The sequence below is a fragment of the Chania multitudinisentens RB-25 genome (assembly GCF_000520015.2).
In the GTDB taxonomy this organism is placed as follows: domain Bacteria; phylum Pseudomonadota; class Gammaproteobacteria; order Enterobacterales; family Enterobacteriaceae; genus Chania; species Chania multitudinisentens.
Genome location: NZ_CP007044.2, coordinates 463902 through 486903, shown reverse-complemented (window position 1 = coordinate 486903; position 23002 = coordinate 463902). Strand labels below are relative to the sequence as shown.

The 23002-nt window shown below is 46.4% G+C and carries 15 protein-coding genes and 5 pseudogenes; 15 read left to right on the top strand and 5 right to left on the bottom strand.

The features are described from left to right. The first annotated feature begins 44 nt into the window (after nt 1-44). Both Z042_RS02160 and Z042_RS26450 read left to right on the top strand, forming a co-directional pair. A complete protein-coding gene (locus Z042_RS02160) occupies nt 45-2420 on the top strand; it encodes a fimbria/pilus outer membrane usher protein (RefSeq protein WP_024913749.1) in 2376 nt (791 codons plus the stop codon). 172 nt (nt 2421-2592) lie between these two features. Then, a pseudogene (locus tag Z042_RS26450) lies at nt 2593-2834 on the top strand (fimbria/pilus periplasmic chaperone); the annotation flags it as partial. Nucleotides 2835-3049: 215 nt separating this feature from the next. Here Z042_RS26450 and Z042_RS02155 read toward each other — a convergent pair. Beyond that, nucleotides 3050-4225, bottom strand: a complete 1176-nt coding sequence (locus Z042_RS02155) for a pyridoxal phosphate-dependent aminotransferase (protein ID WP_024913748.1) — start codon at nt 4223-4225, stop codon at nt 3050-3052. A 3009-nt stretch (nt 4226-7234) separates the two neighbouring features. On the opposite strand from Z042_RS02155, the gene Z042_RS02150 reads away from it, so the two are divergent. The 10 genes and pseudogenes from Z042_RS02150 (at nt 7235) to Z042_RS02100 (ending at nt 17239) form a co-directional block, all read left to right on the top strand. Beyond that, nucleotides 7235-7618 carry a winged helix-turn-helix domain-containing protein gene (locus Z042_RS02150; RefSeq protein WP_024913747.1) on the top strand — a complete coding sequence of 128 codons (384 nt, stop codon included), beginning with the start codon at nt 7235-7237 and terminating at the stop codon, nt 7616-7618. A 241-nt stretch (nt 7619-7859) separates the two neighbouring features. Beyond that, nucleotides 7860-8357 carry a CS1 type fimbrial major subunit gene (locus Z042_RS02145; protein WP_024913746.1) on the top strand — a complete coding sequence of 166 codons (498 nt, stop codon included), beginning with the start codon at nt 7860-7862 and terminating at the stop codon, nt 8355-8357. 429 nt (nt 8358-8786) lie between these two features. Further along, nucleotides 8787-10907, top strand: coding sequence for a TcfC E-set like domain-containing protein (locus Z042_RS02140; RefSeq protein ID WP_162149753.1), 2121 nt, complete (start codon nt 8787-8789; stop codon nt 10905-10907). 58 nt (nt 10908-10965) lie between these two features. Continuing rightward, a complete protein-coding gene (locus Z042_RS02135) occupies nt 10966-11658 on the top strand; it encodes a pilus assembly protein (RefSeq protein WP_154666865.1) in 693 nt (230 codons plus the stop codon). Beyond that, complete coding sequence (locus Z042_RS02130; RefSeq protein WP_045784777.1) at nt 11627-12307, top strand: fimbrial biogenesis chaperone; 681 nt, start codon at nt 11627-11629, stop codon at nt 12305-12307. Before Z042_RS02135 ends, Z042_RS02130 begins: the two co-directional genes overlap by 32 nt. A 16-nt stretch (nt 12308-12323) precedes the next feature. Continuing rightward, nucleotides 12324-12845 carry a hypothetical protein gene (locus tag Z042_RS02125; RefSeq protein ID WP_154666864.1) on the top strand — a complete coding sequence of 174 codons (522 nt, stop codon included), beginning with the start codon at nt 12324-12326 and terminating at the stop codon, nt 12843-12845. Nucleotides 12846-12928: 83 nt separating this feature from the next. After that, the gene (locus tag Z042_RS02120) at nt 12929-13972 is read left to right on the top strand and encodes a hypothetical protein (protein ID WP_024913741.1); all 1044 of its coding nucleotides are present in this window, start codon (nt 12929-12931) and stop codon (nt 13970-13972) included. A 109-nt stretch (nt 13973-14081) separates the two neighbouring features. Continuing rightward, a complete protein-coding gene (locus tag Z042_RS02115) occupies nt 14082-14705 on the top strand; it encodes a LuxR C-terminal-related transcriptional regulator (protein WP_024913740.1) in 624 nt (207 codons plus the stop codon). A gap of 117 nt (nt 14706-14822) precedes the next feature. Beyond that, nucleotides 14823-15931 (top strand): annotated as a pseudogene (locus Z042_RS24725) (IS3 family transposase). A 267-nt stretch (nt 15932-16198) separates the two neighbouring features. Next, nucleotides 16199-17239, top strand: coding sequence for an IS481 family transposase (locus Z042_RS02100; protein ID WP_024914326.1), 1041 nt, complete (start codon nt 16199-16201; stop codon nt 17237-17239). Between the two features lie 201 nt (nt 17240-17440). On the opposite strand, the gene Z042_RS02095 is transcribed toward Z042_RS02100, so the two are convergent. From Z042_RS02095 to Z042_RS02080, 3 genes are all read right to left on the bottom strand, one after another. Continuing rightward, nucleotides 17441-17797, bottom strand: coding sequence for a DUF596 domain-containing protein (locus Z042_RS02095; RefSeq protein WP_024914146.1), 357 nt, complete (start codon nt 17795-17797; stop codon nt 17441-17443). Continuing rightward, the gene (locus Z042_RS26445; RefSeq protein ID WP_236849211.1) at nt 17794-19722 is read right to left on the bottom strand and encodes an S-type pyocin domain-containing protein; all 1929 of its coding nucleotides are present in this window, start codon (nt 19720-19722) and stop codon (nt 17794-17796) included. Before Z042_RS26445 ends, Z042_RS02095 begins: the two co-directional genes overlap by 4 nt. Before the next feature lie 78 nt (nt 19723-19800). Further along, the gene (locus Z042_RS02080) at nt 19801-20949 is read right to left on the bottom strand and encodes a tail fiber domain-containing protein (RefSeq protein ID WP_024914145.1); all 1149 of its coding nucleotides are present in this window, start codon (nt 20947-20949) and stop codon (nt 19801-19803) included. A 295-nt stretch (nt 20950-21244) separates the two neighbouring features. On the opposite strand from Z042_RS02080, the pseudogene Z042_RS25820 reads away from it, so the two are divergent. From Z042_RS25820 to Z042_RS02070, 3 genes and pseudogenes are all read left to right on the top strand, one after another. Beyond that, nucleotides 21245-21337, top strand: a pseudogene (locus tag Z042_RS25820) (IS6 family transposase); the annotation flags it as partial. Next, nucleotides 21336-21440: pseudogene (locus Z042_RS26330) on the top strand (IS6 family transposase); the annotation flags it as partial. The pseudogenes Z042_RS25820 and Z042_RS26330, both read left to right, overlap by 2 nt. 278 nt (nt 21441-21718) lie before the next feature. Beyond that, nucleotides 21719-22453, top strand: coding sequence for an alpha/beta fold hydrolase (locus Z042_RS02070; RefSeq protein ID WP_024914144.1), 735 nt, complete (start codon nt 21719-21721; stop codon nt 22451-22453). A gap of 311 nt (nt 22454-22764) precedes the next feature. On the opposite strand, the pseudogene Z042_RS26230 reads toward Z042_RS02070, so the two are convergent. Beyond that, nucleotides 22765-22983, bottom strand: a pseudogene (locus Z042_RS26230) (IS6 family transposase); the annotation flags it as partial. Between the last annotated feature and the right edge of the window lie 19 nt (nt 22984-23002).

Here is a 23002-nt window from a genome sequence, read left to right as displayed (position 1 = left end):
TTTATTTGACGGTAATGATGTACGGATTGACTGGAAGTGCCAGAATGATAGCGTTGCGTGTCTCCTTTCATTCCCTGATATCAGCTTTCGTACTACTGCCCGCAGTGGCGACTGCTGCAAATGAAAAGAGCCCGACCTTTGATCTTAAAACGCTGGAGGCTCTGGGTTATACCGCTGATGTCGCCGATTTCTTCAGCCAAGAAGCCCGCTTTCTGCCGGGTGTCAATACCGTCACTATTCAGATCAATGCTGCTCGCTCGTATACCGTCGATGCCCGATTTGACGCCGATGGCCAGCTTTGTGTCGATCAGGCGCTCCTTATCGCCTTGAAACTGCGCCAGCCCAAGCTCGCCTCTGACTGCGAACCACTCAGCGCCCTTTGGCCCACCGCGACCAGCAAAGCCTATCCCGGGCAATTTCGCCTGGAACTGATGCTGCCCGAAGAGGCATTTGATCCATCACAGGATGATTTTCAACGCGGTGGCTATGCCGCACTGCTCAATTACAACCTGTTCGGCCAACAGATCTCGGGCAACAATAACGACCTGCGCTTCTTTCAGGGGATCTTGGAGCCCGGGCTCAACGTCAGCAACTGGGTGGTACGCAACCGCAGCAGCGTCTCCAGTGGCCTGAACGCCGATCGTTTTACCTCGGAAGAAACCTCGGCTTCCCGTGCGGTGGAATCGCTTAAATCCGTGTTGCAACTCGGTCAGTTTGGCAGCAACAGCGATTCTTTTTCCGGTTTGCCGATGCTGGGTGCACAACTCTACGCCGATAGCGCACAATTCAGTGCGTCACAGTTGATTGTGCCGATTAAAGGCATCGCGGATACCAACGCCACCGTTGAAATACGCCAGCGTGGGCGCACCATCTACCGCACCGTGGTGGCTCCGGGGCCATTTTCGCTGAACAGCATCAGCAACTTTTCCAATGGCGTGCCTGCCGATGTCGAAATCATTGAAGAAGACGGCCGCCGGCAGCGTTTCTCCGTGACCAATGCGCTGGATATCAATAATTACCGGGAAGCCACCAGTTATCAGTTGGGCCTGGGGCGTTACCGTAACCCTACTGCGGCGGTTGATGCACCGGCAGACACCCCGCCACTCATCACCGGTGAAGTGGCTTTCAGCCCCGCCAACCGCCAGCGTATGACGACTGCCGGGCTGCTCGCCAGCGAATACCAGAATCTGACGCTGAAAAGCAGTTACACTGGCACTGAACGCGGCTGGCTGGCCGGCGGCCTCAGTTATGCGCGCGCCCAAGACAATCGGCAGGGCTATCAACTGGATATGCAGGCGCAGACCACGCTGGGCGGGAATGTCTCTACCTCGTTTTCTACCCTGTACCGCTCAGAGGATTACCTGACCGCCGATGACACCCTCAGTGGCCAGGCCTACCGGCAGGCCCCGGCCACCCAGAGCCTGCGCAATGCCAACAGCGCGGCAATTACCTGGGCGCACCCGCGCTGGGGAGCGTTCTCCTACGTGGCGTCGCATAACCAGTACTACCACAACGGTAAAAGTGATATTGCCCATACGCTGTCCAGCAGCCAGCGCTGGGGCCGGGCGACGCTGAGCCTCAGCCTGCAATCCTCTGCGTTTGGCGAAACGGCCTATGCCAGCCTGTCGCTGCCGCTGGGCCAGGGTACGCTGAACAACCGGGTGCAATCGGTTGATAACAACCTGTCTTTGGGCTCCAGCTATCAGGGGAAATGGGGGGAAAACCGCGGGTATACCGTCGGGGTAACCGGTTCAGACCAGCAGCAGCGCGTGAGCGGCTCCGCCAACCTGCGCACCCCCTATGCACAATTGGCGACCGGGGTGTCACAGTCTTCCAACCAGAGCCGGTCTGTGTCGATGTCAGCCAGCGGTGCCGTGGCCTATGCCAACGGCAGTGCAGCCACGTCTTCACAACCCATCGGGGATACCTTTGCCATTGTCAGCATTCCTAAACAGGGTAACCTGCGCGTACAGGCCCCTGGCAGCGGCGCAACGCTGACCAACTATTCAGGCAATGCCATTCTGCCCGCATTGCAGCCCTATACCACGGCGACGGCGCAGATTGACACGAAAACGCTGCCATTGAATATCCGCCTGAACAGCACCACCGCTGATTTTGCCCTGGCGCGCGGTTCCGTCGCCAGCAAGCACTTTACGGTAACGGAAACCCGCCAGTTGCTGCTGACGATACGGGATGCCAACGGTGTTGCCATCCCGGTCGGGGCCAGCGTATTGAGCAGCAGCGGTCAGTTTATGGGTACGGTGATCGGCGACGGCAACGTGATGCTGCTCAATGACGATATCGGCCAGCCGCTCCGTATCAAGGTCACCAACCAAAGTGAATGCCAGGTCGATTATCAGGCTCCGACCCAGTTTGATGCTAACGCCGTGTATGAAACCGCCGAGGCGGTCTGCCGTTAATCGGTATTATTCTTTCCCTGTGTTTTTCAATATCGGGTATTACATGTAACACAGGAGCCACATTACGGTTTGTTTGCGGGGTTCATTATGATAACGGATATGCTTCATTGTTTTTATCAGCTTTATACGGGGTAGGTTTGTTTCACTCCTATTGGTCACTCCAGCTCAAACGTCATTTAAACCGGAAAGCACCGGTATCATCCTCAATGAGAGCAAAGGGCGAGTGGGTTTCAGCATTCAAAATATCTCCTCAACTCCACTTCTCTTAGTCACTAAGCTGACAGACCTGGATAGCAATGACCTGAGTAAACGGAGCCTGAGATCACTCGTATTAATGCCGAGCAGAGTCAGCAAGTCAATTTTGTGTTGAAAAAGAGAACTTCACTGAGCCACGAAGTCCTGTTAAAACCGTCTCAATATTAAAGAGCCGATTTATAAAAGCAGAGCTTTTCTGTACCCTAGGTCGTCTCGGCGTAACTAAATATGTGTGCTTACTGAAAGCTGGATGAATAACCTAAGTTTTAATTCTTGCAACAAGCCTGTTTCACTTAACGCTAATGGATTAAGCAAAAAGCCATCTCATTATTAGAGATGGCTATTTCATTGAACATCTTTGAATCAGGGGTGACTTATAGCCAGCCTTTGACCCTGAACTTTCTCATGGTCTCTGCCACTACTAACATCTCTTCCGGTGTACCCAATGAAACCCGACACCAGCTATCCGCAGGTGGAAATGCCCTGCCAATCAGAATATGTGCTTCTTCCATATGCTTTTTATATGCCGCTAAAGGGACTGGAAGATGGTGGAAAATAAAATTGCCTTCAGAAGGCAAATAATCAATTTTTAGCTCTTTTAGAACCGCGACCATTGTTTGGCGAGAGACGTTCGTGCTCTGTTTGCTATAAGTAATAAAAGGCTTATCGTCCATAGAAACCAGCGCTGCACATACGCCGCAATAATTCAGTTTTTCCCCTGCTACTTTGTTGGCCATTCTGGCAATGATTGTTGGAGTGGAAACTGCATAACCCACTCGCATACCGGCCATCGCATGAATTTTAGAAAAGGTTTTCAGCAGAATAATATTCTCCGCACCTTGCTGAATTAACGGTGTTACTGAGCGAAAATCCGGGGAGTTAACAAACTCAGCATAAGCTTCATCGACAATAAACAGGGTATTAGCGGGTTTGCTTTTAATCCACGGCTCAATCAGGTCGGCTGGCGTAATGGTTGCCGTTGGGTTATTCGGGTTCACCAGATAAACGATCGAGGGACCAGAATACGCTTTAACTGCGGTTTTTAGCCCTTCGATATCAAACGACCAGTTTTTCCCCATCGGAACTTTAGCCACTTTCATCCCGGCGATACCGGCAAACAGTTCGCCATCACCGTAAGTAAGCTCAGGAATAACTAACTGGGTATCTGGAGTAGCGTTAGCTTCAATCGCTGCACGGATCCCTTCTGAAGATCCGTCAGTTAATAAAATAGATTTCTCATCCACTTTATAGACCATGGCCAGTTTTTTATGTAGCTGCTCAATTTCAGTTTTGGCGTAACGATTGCTTTTCGCTACTGCGGCGCGAGCTGCGTTCTGAGCTTTAGGTGACATACCTAATGCATTTTCATTAAAGTTGATACGGATAGGCTTATCGGCAGTGGGTACTACAGATGTGGACGATTTTTCCTGTGCGCGGGCGTGGGTAGAGATCCCGGTTGATGCCAGTGCGGCTACGGCTAACGCAGAACTGGACAGTTTCAGCAGATCACGACGATTAACGGATAGCAACAACTCTTTATCAAACTCCATAGACCTTCTCCTTTTTGTTTATAGGAACTTCACCAGGAGATACGCACAAAGCAGGCCATATAGTTAACTAATTGATATTAATTAAAATAGGAGGTTTACATGACGCTGGATTCAATTTTTATTGCTCTATAATTAAGCCACGATGCACTATGAAACATCATTAGGATATCGCCATGTGAGTATGAAAATCAGTGGAAAGAGGCTACAAGGGGAGCCTGATTTTGTGATCCACGACAAACCAGGTACGTTGTTTGTCCGGGGGGAGCTCCGTCAAAACGACGGTTTTCACGAGTGACACAGGAGAGAGGCGTCTTGGTATCTGCTGTAACGATTGTTCCTGGGCGGCACACGGTGATAATGATAAAATAGATAACTACGAAGATATTATCAGCTAGGCCGGTGAAAAAATAGAGGTGATAGAATTCACCATCAAGAGAACAAGTAAGTGAAGCCTATTATTATTTATGGAGCTTGGGTAAGCTTAATTATAACCAGTAAAAATTCAAAATTTGATGATATAATTCGCATTATAGAATTGGAAAAGTGAAAATGGTTTCATTTGTGATGGGGCTGTAAGGTATATATATACAACTTATACAGATTGAAAAAATAACACATAAAATCAGAGGTGTCTGCATACAACGTGGGATACCCCCCTTTCATATTAGTGGCCTCAGTAAGATGATGACATTTTGTGAGAATGTATCATCCATTGCAAAGGGAAATAACGTCCAGCTCATTTTTGATTTATGTCGTGTATAACGTGTGTTGAGTGCAATTATCGCGTGCGAAGATGAGTTAATGCTTCGCGAGCCATTGAGGAGCATAGCAAACTCAGTTTTAGAATCGGTATTTCCAGAACATTCAGTTGGTAAGGGTGCATTATTTAAGTTGGAGTGTTTTCAATACCTTAAGGTGAGTGGTTATAATGTCATTTTCAGACGAGTCAGATCTAATAAAATCAGGTGTTTTAACCAATCCTGTGGAGCCTTGTCCTAAAACGAAAATGAAACAAGTATTAGGTGTTTTCGGTTCTACGTAGCGTTTGATTATTATGCATTTAAAATTATCATCTGATATAAAATATGATAAGGATCGAGAATTGTTTCCTGCAAGACCGAATGTAAAGGTATTCAGTGGGCCTCCTGCCAATTCGGACACATTGTTAAACCGGGCCTTAGATGCCTTTACCCCAGTAAATCAGGCAGGGAGTCTTGCTTTATTGCGTCGACCCTGCAAACTGCCATGATCGATTGTTTTGTCAACCTGATTGGGATAGCTGGTTATGCGTTGATCAACGAGGGGCAAGGCTTTATTTAGGAGCTGTAAGGTCTGTTCTCTGATATTACTCGGCAGACGATTGATCATGGCAATGGTTTCAGGAGAGAGACTGACCGTTGTACCCATACCCAGCCCGAAAGAGAAATGCTTGGCTGGAGGGTGAATATAGAGACAGGGCTAATCTATAAAAATAATGCCATCCTGCCCGGCGGCCATGTTAGACATTTTCCGATGGTGCCGTTTCGTCAAGGTGTGCGAGATGTCCACCGGCGACAAACAGGGCAGGGGGAAAGATGATGGCACTACATATTGGAGAGCATAAAAAGTGTGGGGCAGCCATCGAATGAGTTGCCTGCCGGGGTTAGAATGAGCGCATCATTTCATGACATTCCGGGGTTTGATTCTCAGTAGAACAAAAACTCACGTTAAGAGGTTACACGACAGAACCTTTCAAGCAGCCAGTATCTCAACATCACATCAACCAGAACGTGTATTTCATACCTTTCCTGTCCTAATTACTGCGTCAGCTTATACCCCACTGCTCAGCTATTCTTCGTCTCCACCCGGCAGACGATAACGGCTCGTGGGTCTGTCCGTTGCGCTGCTGATGCTTCAGCACCTGACCAGATGTAACGTCAGGAGTTGCCCAGTGCGTTGGTTTTCCGTCAGGCTGACCTCAACATCATAGTGATAATGGGTTTCCTGCTCATCCGACACACTCCACTCCCTCAAGTACACTGCAACTCATCGTTATCACGAAAACGATGCGAGCAACAATGGTCAATCTGATATGACTAACTGAGAGTGGAAATTTTAAATAAAAAATAAAAACCATGATAAAAATCAAAAAATAGTGTAAACAAATGAAAAGATACGTATATTTTAATGAATTCACATGGTCAAAAAAAGAGCACAACTAATTGTTATTTAATATAATAATTTTTAGTTGATACGTTTTTCGTATCATGCAAAACAAATGATCATCTCCCCTACATTGCTTATCGGAATTATAGTTACGAACATTCCTAGGGCGATGAGCAATTTTTTTTAAGAATGTTCTTTCTGGGAAAACTCAAAACCATAACCCACACTTATTACAAGGATTGCTTTTATGTGATGTTATTCAATAATGATTAATCATTATTTGCCTCTGGCTTAATGTGATGATTAATGGAAGTAAGCTAAAAAACGCTATCAATATGAGCTGCATCTGAATTTTTGAGCGTTTGAGTGTATTCAATCGCCATGACAATCAAAGTGATGTGGATGAGTTTATTAAATTAGAATCAATCTGTTAATTCATATGATTTTCAGTGAAGTAACGGGCTGAAAGTATTACATTGATGTGATTTTTTATAGCTCGCAGGTAGAAAAAACAAGCTAAATAATTTTTTTTGAGTTATATCAAGAAAAATAAAAATAAGATGAAAAATCTGTTTTAAGTCAAAAATAGATATATAATGCTGATGTTTCATATTGCAGTATGTAAGGTTACTCTTTTTGTGAAAAACTTCATTTGTTGTTTTTTTTGAAATAAAATCCTGCATTTTGCGGTTAAATCTAGCTTTAAATGTCAAAAAATTGAGTAAAAAACTGATGATTTATGAAGTCATTCTGTATTGATAAGTCGACATTGAACTCGTAAGATACACCGAATTCGTAAGATACATCTTAAAACAAAGTGGAAGTGATGGTTTTATACTTAACATTAATACCTTGATAGAAATTATGGAAAATAGACTTTTTGGATTCTTACTTGATGAAGGGATTCAGCTTGATATTGCTAACAAAAGAATCATGCGTTATCAGGCAGAAACCCCAGAAAGTGCAATGTATTTAAGGATTGTAACGCTTAGTGATATACAGTTGAGGTTATTGCTTTTATTATTAACGAATAAGCCTGGTGATGTTATCCTGAAAAATGACATCATGATGAATATGCTTAGTGAAGATGGGAAAGAACTGCTTTCATCAAACCAGAAACTTTGGTATCTGATGAAAGTTCTCAGAAAGAAATTATCTTCTATTGGTATGGAAGAGGGGTTTATCTCTAATGCCTATGGCGTTGGGTATTTTGTTAACGCCCATAATGTTTCTCCTATTTTTATCTGATAAATAAAATAGATGTCAAATCCAGTGACTATATTGCGCAATATTTTATTAGGGAACAGCCAGGATTATCGCAGCAGCTCCCTATCATGATGATAATTAAGAGTAATGGTTACTATTTATCGAGTTGACTTCAAATGATCCTTATAGGAAAAGGGTCATTTGTACCAAGCTCAGTAATAAACATGAAAGACGTTTCCTTATGAAAAGGACGTCGTATTAATTGTAAAAAGGAAAGTAAGTAATGAATAAGATTGTTCTGTCTGTTATCGCCGCTGCTATTCTGTCTACCGGTATTGCCCACGCTGAGGGTGTTAAGAAAGAGATCACTATCGTTGCAAATATCAATGATGCTATTTTTGTTTCTAAGCCAGACGGCAGCACCTGGTATGACAGAGAAGAGCTTTTTGCCAAGGATTACACTCAAACTGAGTTCGCTTCTAACGATCTGCCAGTACGTGTTTATACGACTGACGACGAAGTGAACGTGTCTCTGATTCAGCCGTTGACCGTAGCCCGTGCTGATGGTGCTCAGTTGGCCGATGTTGCTATCAGCTTTGCAGGCAAACCTGTGGTACAGGGTACTGCGTTGAATATCAAACAAACAACTGTGGCTCCAGGTGGGTTTGACAACACTTATACTCTGAAGATCAATGCTAAAGCACCAACTAACGCAGGTGTTAACGGCACCAATGGCCAATATCAAGGCGATTTAGTGATGCTGTTTGAACCAAAACTCTAAGTTTTGGCTACTTCCATGCGGTTAATCAACCGCATGGGAATCTTAAAAGATAGGGTTGTGTTAGTGGCCCTATCCCTTACCAAATAAAAAATAATTATCATGCGATAAGCCAGGCAAAATTCAGTAGTAATTTTATTGATAAATATCGATTGTTTATTGTGAATACAATATCCAATTAGCTATTTCTTCATGGAGGATAGTTAATTCGTTATTGATTATCTCATATCTAATCAATATCAGTTCTACGCCGGTGTGCGGCTTATAATAATGAAGGCTGTATTTATTTAACTTATGGAATGGAGCCTTATGGCCAACGTGAACCCTGGATGGCTATCCTGCTTAGTATTGTTAACACCCGTCTATGCCAATAGTGCCCAAATTGAATATCAGGTTCCGGCCGGTTTTTCGGAGGCTGAACAGGATAAATCAATGCAGTTTTTAGCAACTATGGGCGGCAAGGCTCTGCCTGGAGCGGTCAGTTGGTCAGCCAAGCAAAATCGCCTGACGTTTGATGAAGCATTGTATCGCGAAAATGGAATATCCACAGAACAGATCGCTTTATTAACTAAAGTCCTGTCTGAGATCCCTTATGCCGTTTGCCCAAATGGTTGTGATTACACCATCGCAGGTCAAATGATCACGCTGGATAAAATCAAACAGTCGTTAACGATCACGGATGGTAATCAGCGCTATATTCAGCCTGAAACAATGATGGGCTTTATTCATAATCAATCGCTGGATGTGCGTACCGCGTCCAATGAATATCGTGCTGTTTCTGCTTTCGGCCAAGGTTATCTGGGATTGCCCGCGCAAAGCTACGGTTATTTGAGTTGGTATTACAACGACAGCAAAAACTTTGATACTCGTACCACGGATCAAGGGGTGAGTACCTGGTATTTACAGAAAAACTTCACCTCTACTTATTTACGTGGTGGCCGTCAGGATAGCCGAGATACCGCGGCTGGCAGTATCAGTACTTCATTGAATCCGAGTTTTGACCAGTTTATTACCTGGGGCAGTCAGGACAACCTGAAACGGGATAATCAGTCGGCTGGCAAGTTGGTGTTATTCGCGACTGCTGATGGTGACTATGAGTTTTATCGCGATGGGCGCCTGATCCGCCGTGTTCCGGCAGTGATCGGCCGTAACGAAATTGACTATAACCAGTTACCCGGTGGGTTCTACGGCGTAGAGATCCGCTTGGTTAATCGCAGTGGGCAAGTGGTCAGCCGTGAAGAACAGCAAATAGCCAATATTAGCTACGGTGGGGGTTCCGGCTGGTATTTAACCTTCGGTAATGAATTGAATAGCCAGCAAAATGTCCTGAATGCTGGCGCTAACTTCCAAACTAACTGGTTTTCCGCCAGCAGTGCACTGTTGAAAGGCACCGGCAGTGCCTGGGCGATGGAACACAACATCACCCGGCCGATGCAAGTGGCTGATGTAGAGGTGACGCCAACGCTGGGTGTGATGGCCGGTGAAAAGCATACCGGAGGCTATGCCAGTCTCAGCGCTGGCAATCCAAGCCTGGGTTACCTGAATGCCGCGCAATACCAGAATACAGCAGTGTCAACGTTCTATCCGGCCAACAACAGCACATCGTTGTCTTATGGGCGGCAGTTTGGCCCTACTCGTTTGGGGTACAACTACAATCGCTATTCCCGCAGCGAACGCCATCAATTGCAAAGCACCTGGAACTGGCGTAGCAACGGCATCTGGGCGGTGATATCTGCGGGGGTACAAAAAGGAGGCTACGACAATCGTAGCAACAACTACGGATTGTACCTGAATACCACCATCATGCTGGACCGCAATACCGGTACTTTCAACGCAGCTTATAACAATGGCAAGTTGCACACCGGCGGCAGCTATATGCGTGAGTTTGAAGATAGCCATGGCACCACTTATGCCGGCGTGGACTTCAGTGAAATTGGCCGGGCCAATGCGGTGGGCCTGAACGCCCGGCGCAGCGGAACTCGAGGCGATGCCTCTATGCGCTTGGGAGTGGATGACCATATAACCAGCGGCAGTTTTAACTATAACGGTATGCTGGCCGCGAGTAAGGACGGTGTGGCGCTCGGAAGAACCAGCCCAAGCGGTGCTGCAATGCTGGTAACCACACCAGAGTTGGGTGGCATGAAATACGGCTTTAAGGTTGAGGGGTATCCAGTTGCCAACAGTAGCACCTATGCGGTGCCATTGGCGAGTTATCAGGATGTCACCTTCGCCAGGGCGCAGACGGTTGATGCCGATGTAGATATGAATATTCGTTTACCCGCCAACGTGGTACGGGCCCATCCAGGGCAAGTCTACCCGGTGCAGGCCGAAGTTGAAATGAACCTGCTGTACAACGGCTTCCTGGTGGATACCCATGGCAATCCGGTCAGCGGCACGCTACAGGAAACCGGAGATACCGTTTACCCGAATGGTCTGTTCTCAGTGGCTTCCTCAATGCTGCTTAAAGAGGTTACGGTGAACGGCAAGCAAGGGCGTTATCGCTGCGACCTGAGCCAACAAAAAGAGAAGCGTTATCTTTGCGTAGCAGGCTAAGCTCGCGCAGAGAAAACCATTTAACATATTGAATAAATTAAAGATGATGAGAAAAACCATGAAACAAACGATGAACAGGATAGGCTTCGGGTTGGTGATTGGCCTCATGGCCTTGAGCGGTTTGGCACGGGCTGACGGGCAACTGATGGTGATGCCAGCCCGCAGCATGGTAGAGGGCCAGCAGACCAAAACGGTACAGGTCAGCAACCTGGGTGATAAGCCCCTTTACTTGAAAGTAGACCTGGTACGTATTGAAAACCCAGGTGAAACCCCTGAGCGCAAAACCGCCATTGGGGATATCAGTTTACCAGAAATGATGGCCAATCCGGGCAAATTGACGCTGGGGCCGGGCCAGAAACGGGATATCAACCTGGTGGCGCTGAAAGCGCCAGCCAAGGAAACCTTATATCGGTTGTATATCGTTCCGGTTTCCAGCATCAAGGTGGTTGGGGAAGAGAGTAAAGACAAAGTCAGTGCGCCAATCACTTTCGGCGTCGGGTATGGCGTAGTGGTTCATCATTTGCCGCCAAGTGGCGCACAAGTAAAAGGCTGGAATCACCAGTGTACCTCTGCTGGGTTGCAACTGACCGTTACTGGTAACGTCAGCAGCCTGTTTCGTGATTTGCAGGTAACCCCTGCGGGCAGCCTGTCTGCGGAGCAGAAAGTGTTTCCGGGGACACCGCGCGTCTTCCCTGTGGAAACTCTGAAAGGAAATGCCGATGGCCAGCCGTTTGACATTCGCTGCCCGTAAGGTTGCCGGAATATTACTGTGTATTTTTCCTTGGGAAGCGGCCCTGGCACAGATTGATATCAAACCGAAGGTGGCGGAGATTCAGGAAGAACAGGCGGTGGTTTGGGTGAGTAACACCGGTGATACACCAGAGTTTGTCAACATTACTCTGTATCAGGTCACCAACCCCGGTGTTCCCCCAGAGGAAGAGCAGATGATCCCCATCGGTCTGATTAAAGAACCGTTTCTGTATGCCACCCCGTTCAAATTATCACTGGGGCCACGGCAGGAAAACCAGGTGCAGCTTAATGTGTTGAAGCAGCCAGACAAAGAAAAGGTATACCGGCTGGCCGTTATTCCTCAACAGAAAGCCAGCATCAGCGGCACCAATAATAACGTGATGTTGGTCAGCTTAGGATTTAACGGGTTGGTACGTCAGTTGCCGGCCAATCAGACGGCGACCTGGCAGTCCCGTTGCGGGGAACAAGGGCTGCAACTGGAAGCTACCGGCACGGTACGGGTTGAGTTCAGTGACCTGCAACAGGATGGGCAGGCCATAGATAATTTTAATGTTTATCCGGATACACCCCGCTTGATATCGGCTCAAACCCTGAGTGGCAAAGCGCAAAATAAACCTTTCACTCTGCGGTGTGAGGCAGGGAAAAAATAATAATGGGAGAGAATGCATGAGGATGTGGCAGCGGATAACAGGCGCCGTATTGTTATTGTGGGGACATGCCACCGGAGCGGCAGATATCGCACTGGGCGGTGTGCCGGTCAGCATCATGCTGACCGATCGGCCCAAAATCACCGTCGAAAAGCCGGGAGGAGGCTGGTACGACACGCTGGTCTTGAGCAACAGCGCAGGCAGCGATATCACTCGCTATCAGGCACAGGTGCCGATCCAGGTCAGCATCCGCAACGAGCGTGAATTTACCGTTTCCCTGGTGGAGCCGCTGGTGCTGATGCATGAAACCGACAGCACGCTGGCGTTTACCACCGAACGGGTAGGTTTTGGTACCAATAGCACCACATTACAGACGTTGGGCACCACACCAGTCAGCTTCAGCAACCCGGTTCAGGCTGGGGACACGTCAACCGGCAGCTATCTGCTGTCTGTCGTGGCCCGCCAGCCCATGGGGGTCTTGGGTACGTTATCGGGTAATTACGCAGGCAAGCTGGTTTTGATGTTTGAAGTCAAGGTGTAAGGCACCGCTACTGACACAGACCATCGTCTATTGAATGTAATTTAAGTAATCAGGAAGATGCGCGTTAATCGCCAGAGGATTTTATGAAAAAGCTATTTGGGCTGGCTCTATTAGGTGCCAGCACGTTGCTACTGATGTCTACATCAGTACTGGCAGCAACCTATTCACCAAGCTTCAGTAATTGCAACGTCACCAATATTGGCCCTGGTCAGTGGCGAGCCACATTCAGGCTGAATATTTTTTATGCCAACAATGGTGCTTCGAGTACGGCGAATAATACCTTCTATGCCTGGCTGCCAGGGTTGGATACGCGGACAGGGAGACCATTGACTGCCTATATTCAAAGGGTAACCTCCCCCGGATGGAATAACATGACCGGGCCCGCTTCGGTAAGGATTTCGAGTGCAACTGAACGCCTGCTGTTTTTCGGTACCGGCTCTAATGACAACATAATCACCTCGGGGGGGACATTTTCCATTAATTTCACGACGGCGGGAAACAATGCTTATCCGGCCTTGTTTATGCGTTATACCCACATATCCGAAAATGGTGGTGGTCAGGAAACCCCCTTGCTGGTTCTGCCGGGCGGCATTTGCCATGGGGGTGCTACACCTCCGGCTACTCTGCCCCCGATTACCGAGCTTGAGCCACCGGAGCCGGAGTTCAGCCTTAAATCCGCTGTTTGGGAGTTGAATGCGGCAGATGTAGGGGATTTACCCGAGGTGACCGCGCCAGGAAACGGTTATGCGGCTTCCATTAAAAATATCGGCAGCAATAATCTGTGTGTCAGTTATGTGAGCGCTGGAGTAAGAAATAAAGAGTATGCGTTGGGTGTCACTAATGGCACAAACCTGCAAGGTGGGCGTAATCTGTTTATGATGAATGGTGCGGCGGGCAGCCAACTGCCTTACAACCTGCAGCTGGTCAGTAATGATAGCGTGACGGGGAATAATTTCTCTTTCCCTGCGGCAACCGCCAAGTATATTACGCTATCGCAAGCACCCAGCGGCGTAAATGGCAGAAGCGAGATGTGTTGGACTCCTGCGGTGAGCTTATTTAAAACCGCGTCAACGCAAAGTGGTTTGCATACGGATACCGTAAATTTTGTAATTACCCCTAAAGCATAGATAACCCTATTACTTATTATTAATGCCTCTAACCCTACGAGGCAATGGCCTGTTATTATATCTTGGCCCTTGCCTATTATAATTTAATTCAACTGCTGAATTATGGAAAATGAAAAATAAAAAGAATAAAACCAGGAAGGTATTGTTGCAGTGCTCATGTGAGTTTACGCGTTTAGGACTTGAAACCGTATTAAACTCTGCCTGTGATGAATCCGATAACAATGCCGTATTTAGTATAAGTAGCCTTAAGCAAGCGGAAGATAAATTAATATCACAGCGCGGCCTTGGCGTTATTATCCTGGAGCTAAGTTATCTTAATTACAATGTACTCGCGTTGTTGGAGGTCATGAACCGTCATATCCCGAGACATCATCCCAACAGCAAAGTGCTCATCTTCACCGATGCTAAATGCAATGATGCGGTAAAACGCTATTTGGCTGGAATGGAAAACGTCAGTCGCGTTCTGAGTATCAACGACTCTATTGAGAAAATAAAAAGTGAGTTTTCCCGCATAAACCAGCCTGACCAAATAGAACATACCTCTGTTGTAAAAAAGACCAACGTACTTTCGAGCAGAGAAATGAACATATTGCAGAGCCTGCTAAAAGGAAAAAGTGTTGAACAACTGGCTTGTGAGTTAACGCTTAACCACAAAACCATCAGTTCTCACAAGCGGTCGGCGATGAGAAAATTAGGCATTCACTCTTTTCCCCCCCTGCTCATCTCGCCTTGAATACTGGATGATGAGAGGGTTATGTCGCATTAGCATAGGCACGTGTAGTCCCCCCTGAATTTAGTCTTACCGCTTAATGGAGTTCTCTGGTTAAAATGCAACCAATGGAGGCTCATCATGAAGAAAGCGCGTTTCACTGAAACTCAGATCCTGAGGGTCCTGAAAGAAGTTGAAGGGGGTCGGCATGTGAAGGATGTGTGCCGTGAAAACGGTGTGTCGGAAGCCAGCTATTATAACTGGAAATCTAAATACGGCGGCATGGAGTCCTCTGATATCAAACGAATGAAAGAGCTGGAAGAGGAAAACCGTCGGTTAAAGCAGATGTATGCTTCCTTGAGCTTAGATCATGAAATTCTTAAGGATGTTGTTTCAAAAAAACTTTAACGGTACCCGAAAAGCGTGAGTTGGTGCGTTACGTCATGACGGAACATCAGGCCAGCGAACGACGCGGGTGCCGGATTATCGGTATCAGTCGAAGCCTGTTGCATTATTGCCCGAACACAGTACGGGATCTGCCTGTGGTTGAGGCGCTACAAAAACTGGCGCATTAGTATCCGGCCTATGGTTTTGGACTTATGTTCAATAAGTTACGCCAAGCAGGATTACTGTGGAATGCAAAGCGGGTTTACCGGATCTATCGATTGTTAAAACTCAACTTCCGACGCAAAGGAAAAAAACGCTTACCGAACAGGCATCCACAGCCGTTGGTTATTCCACATAAAATGAACCACTGTTGGTCAGTTGATTTTATGAGTGATGCCTTGAGCGACGGGCGGCGATTCCGGTTATTTAACGTAGTTGATGACTTTAACCGGGAAGCACTGGCAATCGAAGTTGACTTGAATATACCGGCTCATCGTGTTGTGCGCATTCTGGAGCGATTAAGTGCAGAACGCGGCTACCCGACTTATATACGAAGTGATAACGGGCCAGAACTCACTGCCGCAGCCTTATCCGAGTGGGCAGAGATGCATGGAGTGATACTCGATTTTATTCAGCCCGGAAAGCCGATGCAGAACGGATTTATCGAGCGATTTAACAAAACGTTGCGAACAGAAATACTTGATATGTATCTGTTCAGAACATTGTCTGAAGTATGTGAACTCACAGAAGACTGGCGCACAGAATATAACGAGGAACGCCCACATAGCTCACTGGGTGATATGCCACCGGTTATCTATGCGAGGCAAAAACTGGCCGGAGATCCTCATTGGCGGTGGTACTAAAAACTGGAGGGACTACAGTCAGCGCTTGAAACCCGTGCATATCCCATCAGCATGGTGTGAATGTCCCGTTATCACGCTAAAATTCAGTATATCGGAACATAGAAAAGTGGATAGATTAAGAGAACGCTGAATATCACAGATTTGATCAAAAAACACACAATCATATGTATTAGTCGCGACTTGATCTGACACATGACCTTGAAAGGTTGAGAGTTACCGGTTTTGATATGGGTGTCGAATCCTTATACAAAACACGAGGTAACTCTCATGCTTCATACTAACAATCCTGTCATCAAACACAAAACAGGTTTGCTCAATCTGGCCGAAGAACTTAGCAACGTGTCAAAAGCCTGTAAAATCATGGGCGTCTCACGCGATACGTTTTACCGTTATCGGGAGTTGGCTGATGAAGGTGGCGTGGATGCACTAATTAACCGCAGTCGACGTGCTTCCAACATCAAAAACCGTACTGATAATGCCACTGAGCAGGCCGTTGTTGATTACGCTATCGCGTTCCCTGCGCATGGTCAGCACCGGAGCAGTAATGAACTGCGTAAACAAGGCGTTTTTATCTCAGGAAGCGGCGTCCGTTCTGTCTGGCTGCGTCACTCACTTGAGAACTTCAAAAAGCGGCTGAAAGCACTGGAAGAAAAAGTGGCCCATGACGGTATCGAACTGACTGAAGCACAGATAGTGGCACTGGAGCGTAAAGCCAGTGATGACCAGGTATGTGGTGAAATCGAAACCGCCCATCCCGGCTATCTGGGCTCACAGGATACGTTCTACGTCGGCAATCTGAAAGGCGTCGGGCGTATCTATCAGCAGACCTTTGTTGATACATACTCGAAGGTTGCTCACTGCAAGCTGTATGTCACCAAAACCCCGATTACTGCGGCTGACCTGCTGAATGACCGTGTGCTCCCCTTTTACGAGTCGCATGGACTGCCAATGCTGAGAATACTGACCGACAGAGGCACAGAGTTTTGTGGCAAAGTGGAGCAACATGATTACCAGCTCTACCTGGCGATAAATGACATCGACCACACGAAAACCAAAGCGATGTCACCGCAGACAAACGGCATCTGCGAGCGGTTCCACAAAACGATACTGAACGAGTTTTATCAGGTCACGTTCCGTAAAAAGCTGTATGGTGAGCTCGATACATTACAATCGGATCTTGATGAATGGCTGGCTCACTATAATAATGAGCGAACTCATCAGGGGAAAATGTGCTGTGGCAGAACGCCAATGGAAACATTACTTGATGGAAAGCGCATCTGGGCTGAGAAAAACTTAAGCCAGATGTAATCTGACAGATACCTGTATAAATAACCGGTAACTGTCAGATCAGGTCTGAGCTAATACAAATCATAAAAACGTCCAACAAACCCTCGTTTGTTGGACGTTGATGAAATGGCCACTATCGCTTAACGATCTTGACCATAGAAACGATAGTTACTCTTGCTTAAAGACTGACTTTCCATTTCAGCACACTTTATTGTTCAATAATTATGTCCAGTTGAGGGAGCCATTTGGTAGAATCCATACGGCCCCCCCAGGACAGCGATCATCAAAAAACCAAAGTCCGTCATCCATTTCAACTTCTGTCTTAGGTAGTGCTTTACGAAAACGCTCAACTTGTTCTTCCACAGATCCTTCAAGAAATTTACTGTGTTTAGCAAGCTTTATTCGACCATCGTTCAAAAGACGGGTTAAAACCCAAAGGAATATCTCTTTCCTATCTTCAAAACTAAAGTCAGCAGGAACCTTTTCAGGGATGGAGTAACACAATACAGCGTCAAGCGTTTGCCCCTCTGCTGCATCGGCTAGTTCCTTGTATTCATTTTCACTAATACTTTTAATCATTTAAATTTAACCTCCACGCGAGAGTATTTATATCCAGCCTGCTTAATAGTCGGGTTGTCACGGATGTCAATCGTCCAACGACTACTAGTTTTGCCTGCAGATGTAGAAATATTTCGTAGAGTGATAGATGTTCCATCAGCAAGTTTCGCTTTGTAAATTCCAGATTTGACTTCTACTAAATTTACCTTACCTGCAAGTTCTTGTGCATAGTTATGAATCTGCTGATCAGTTAACTCCTTCCCTTCGTAAACCTTGGTGGTCCCATAGCTGTTACTCTCTGGCCCTTGTTTAATCGTTTTACCCTCAATTTTTAAATCTGTAGATGAATTGCTTTTATCAAAAATTTTTCCCAACTCATCGAACCGCTCCTGTTGCCTAGTATTAACCGAACTACTCAACATGACATAAATCGGTTCAACACCGCTTCCCGTGGCGTCTGGCTGCCAATAGATGAAGTCTTGAATATCTTTAAGATCATCCGCAGGGTAGGTGGTTGTCACAATGCTGGCAACCTGCTTTATTTCCGTTCCGGTATGCACCGGTGTCACCGGAACCGGTGAGCTGTTCCCGGTATGGGATGGCGCTGCTGGCCCAGTAGGAACCGGGTTAGCCAGAATAGTACGTGCCGGAACCCCACCTACTGCTGGCAACGTAATTTTATCCAGCCCGGTTTTCTCGTCACGTACCGCCCTCAGCACCGGCACGTTCGCAGAGACGCCGTTTACGCCCGTTTTAACCAAGGCGGCATACTGCCGACCATTCTCCGCCGTGATAAAACCACGTACAGGTAGATTGACCGAGGTCATTTCAGGCTGAATATTGACTTTGCCAGCAGCAAACAGTTGAGCCTGAGCAGCGAACATCTCATAGTCTCGCCCTTCAATTTGATCGCTACCTAGTCCTGCTTCCTTTGGCCAGAATCCTACCACAAGAGCACCGACTGTCGACCCGACCGTGCTCACGGTGGCTATTCTGCTCAACTCCGTAGCGCCTCGCCACAACGCACCGGCTATCGAGCCAGCCCCTTCACTGGTCGTAGTCAGAATACCTTCGGCAATCGTTGATAATTGCACCATTCCCGAGGCGCGGTTCAGTATCATCCTTCCGGCAGCAATTAGAGCAGATTGGGCTGATTTAACCATTTCAGGCGTATAGACCGGGGTAAGTAAAATCCCTGCTTTAGCAAACAGAACTTTCCGTGCTTCTTCAGCTTCAACTCTGTTTTTTATTTCAACTAAGAGATTTTTCTTCCTATTTACGTCTTCCGTGATAGTTTTTACCCAGTCAAGGTATGTAATAAGTTTATTTTTTCCCTCAATTTCCGCGCTAATTTTAGGGGGAACTGCCTCATTCCATAATTTAATGAGCCATGGCCCCGTTGTTGATATGGCTGCGTCAATCATGGCAGCAGACTTGTCGATAAAATTCGAGAGATTATGTTTTTTCATAAAGTCTAGAAATGCATTTTCTGCCTCCTGTTCTTTTCTGTTGACATTTTGTTCCTCCTGATTTTTGGAATCAATATTCATCTGTAATGAATTAATCGCCTCCTGTAATACACTTATGGCTGAATTAATTTCAGGGTTGACAATGAGTCCTGATTTTTTTAATTCGCTAAGTAACGCCTTGGCCTCATCCCTGATTTGTTCTGCATTCTGCGGATAAGTATTTTTAGCCTGTTGTAATATTTGATTTATTTTTATCTGGCTATCACGCAGAGGATATAATCCGTAAAAAATCACTTTGTTCGGGTCATACGCTATGCTCCCACCACCATGAGTTTGCTGCCATGGAACATGAACGGGAAATGGCGCGATGGGGCTAGGCCCAACATTTCCCACGGGGTTGGTAGGGCCGATGGTTATGATAACCTGGCCGCTAGCCTCATAGGGCACGCCATTTATGTAGTATGCAGGTGTTGCCATAACACCATCTCCTTGAATTTATATCGACACAGTAAAATATTTGCACTTGGCTGCATGCACGCAGAGGCACTCCGAGTATCAGTCTTGTTTGCCACTAGTTATTTTTTCCAGTGTTGCCAACCGAGACTCCAACTCACGCCGGTCTTCAATTCTGGCAGCACGTTCTTCCTTGAGTGCTTCAATCAGCAGAGCCACGACGCCATTGATATTGATCCCCCGGGCATCTGTCAGCAGGCTGCCATCATTCAGTCTCAGCTCCGTTGTGGTCACGGACTGCGGTAATACGCTTTCCACTTCCTGAGCGATAACACCGGCTTCTGGTACTCCCTGTTTCAGGTAGGTATACCCACTGATTTTTCCCAACTTATCCAGCGCACCATCAATCTTTACGATGTCCGTTTTCATGCGGGCATCAGAGCTGCTGTTCCAACTGCCGTTGGTATAGGCATTGCCTTTATCACGGAACTCATACCAACCGTCCCCGCCACCATTGGCAACACGTAATCCCACCATGTGATGGTTACCGATGCGCTCATAATGGTAAAGGTCTGCCCACAGGTTGCCGGCTCCCAAGAGGCGTACCCCGTTAGTCATGCGATCCGTGTTGTTATTGGTCAGTTGGCTTCCTGCTGCCACAATCCATCCATCGGCATTGCGTTTTGTCAGTTGCCCTACCGAGAGCTCATGATTTGATCTCACCTGAATTTCATTCCAAGCGCCTAGTGAGTCACGGTAAGCCAATAGCCCCATCTCTTCTTTTCCAGCCACAAAACGGGTGGACATCATCATCGTGGTGGTCACATTGCCGCTGGTGAAATTCGTATGGATAGCCGGTGCGTTATACGTCTGCCCAATGATGAGACCGGCAGGGCCAGTAGTCGCTGCCGCAATACCGTCGTTATGCGACACCAGTGCCCCACCTGAAATATCAACACCGTTACGCAGGGATACTCTGCCGTTAGAGAGATTGAAAGAGAAAGGACGCAGGGTATTCCACTGCCCGTCCTGTGCCTGACCGCTTGGTGTGGTCAGGGCATAAAAATCTTGTCCATCATTACGCAGGATCACACCGGTATTGCCATTTGCCAGACGAAAACCGTTTGGTGATTTGGAGACCACTTCACCGTCACTGACCACACGTTTACGCAGTGTACCCAGTGATTTCAGTTCCGTGATATCATCATTCATACCGTTCAACACCTGAGCATTTTTCTTTTCTTCAGCCATGGTTATTTTCCTTTTTCTACAGTCTGTTTTCTGACGGCCGACAGCGTTTGTATCCTGGTAGGAGGGAACCGGATTTAATTTTCTGCTGTCAAACCAGTAAAACACACAGCAATAGCTGTATGTATAAACAGTATTTTGTGCTTGTGAGCGAGAAGTGTCGATTGGCGTTTGTTGTGTGGTGGCTGATACAAAAAATGGAGAGGGATTAGCCGAAGAGCCAGAGAGAGCGGCCTTGGTTCTGTCGCATTAAGACATCGTCGGGTAACATGCTGTTTTTTTATGATGTAGCCTAAGCATGTCTCTTATCCGAAAAGCCTTCAGTCGGCTGCATTATCCCGTCGATATTATGGCTCAGTGTGTTCGCTGGTATCTGGCTGACTCACTGAGTGGCGGGCATCGAACTGATCCACATGATGCGCAAAGGACAATATCAGCATCATCAAAATGATGGATTGTCACCGGCGGAACAATTTTATTTGTTGGCCGCCTAAAAAAATGGCAACGAAACAGTTGCTGACTTGCCTACACTAATGCAATAGGGCGACTAAATCTACATATTGAATAAGTGAAAATTTTGCCGAGTTCCCTCTTACCTTCTATTACGGTGGGTTGATCAATGGAGCCAAGTCAATGCGATTAAAAGAGAGAAAACAAATCATGAACATTATTTTAAATAATAGCTCTGTTATGCCTGTTTTCATAATAAATTGTATATGTGAATTTAGAATTAATTGTGATATTTTGCATCACGACTTCAAAGGGAAATAATATGAATCATATTGTACTAATTCATGGTGCTTGGCAGGGGGGCTGGGTCTGGCAGATTATAACCTCGAGTCTCAAGATACATAATTGTTCTATTACGGTAATTGATTTACCTGGCCATGGTGAAAATATTTATCCAATAGAAAAAGTCACTCTTGAACTTTATATAGACCAAGTAGTTAAAAAAATAATGTCACTTAATGGGCCAGTGCAATTGATTGGACACAGTATGGCTGGTATTGTCATTTCAGGAGTTGCCGAGAAAATCCCTGATAAAATAGATAATCTTATTTATTTATGTGCATTCTTGCCTTGTAATGGAGATTCGGTCATGAGTCTCAGCCAGCTTTTTCCACAACACCCACAGTTAATTACCAATATGGTTGAGGGAGGTCTGGCAACAGAATTATCGGCTACATCGAAAATGGAAATATTTATGCATGATTCCAGTGAAGATATTGCCAAATTAGCGATGTCCAATTTTGGTATTCAAGCAATAGAACCTATATATACTCCATTAACTCTTTCACAAGCTAATTTTGGTTCTGTTAAAAAACATTATATCCGCTGTAATAAAGATAGGGCAATTCCTCCTGAGTTACAAGATATCATGTTATGCAGAGTACCTTGTGATACCGTCCAAGAATTACCAAGTGGTCACAGTCCATTTTTTAGCCACCCCATGGAGTTAGTGGAAACAATTAAACTTATTTTAATACAAATTAATCACACTAAATAGAGGTGATAATGGCAGGATCAGTGCCCATGCTGCATCAGGAAAATCGTAGCGAGCCATAGCGATAACTGTCTGATAATTCGGTGGTTAGCATGCCATTTTTAATTGAGGGACACAGCCTGGTCTGATGCAGTGGGTTTAACAAAAAGAGGTAACCAGCGGGTGACTTGCTCACAGACAGAATATAATCATTCAAAATGAGCCAAAAGTGATCTCCATAAATGTTATTCAACGATCTAGCCAAATGTTATCAGCCGTACTTCGATAATGTTCTTGGGCGGTCTCTGTGTGTGGTTAATACGCCCCATTCGCTACCGACGGCCCACGGTTCGTTTATGTTGACGAAATGCCTTGTCCAGCAAGGGCTCAGACGGATTATCCATCGATAAAGCGTGGAATGGTCAACGACAATACCGCGTTCTGCCATTGTATCTCCCAGGTTGCGTAAACTCAGTGAGTCAGCCAGTTACCAGCGGAAAAATAATATCGACGGAATAATACAGGTGACTAAAGGTATTTCGGATCAGAGATATGGACAGGTAACATCATAAA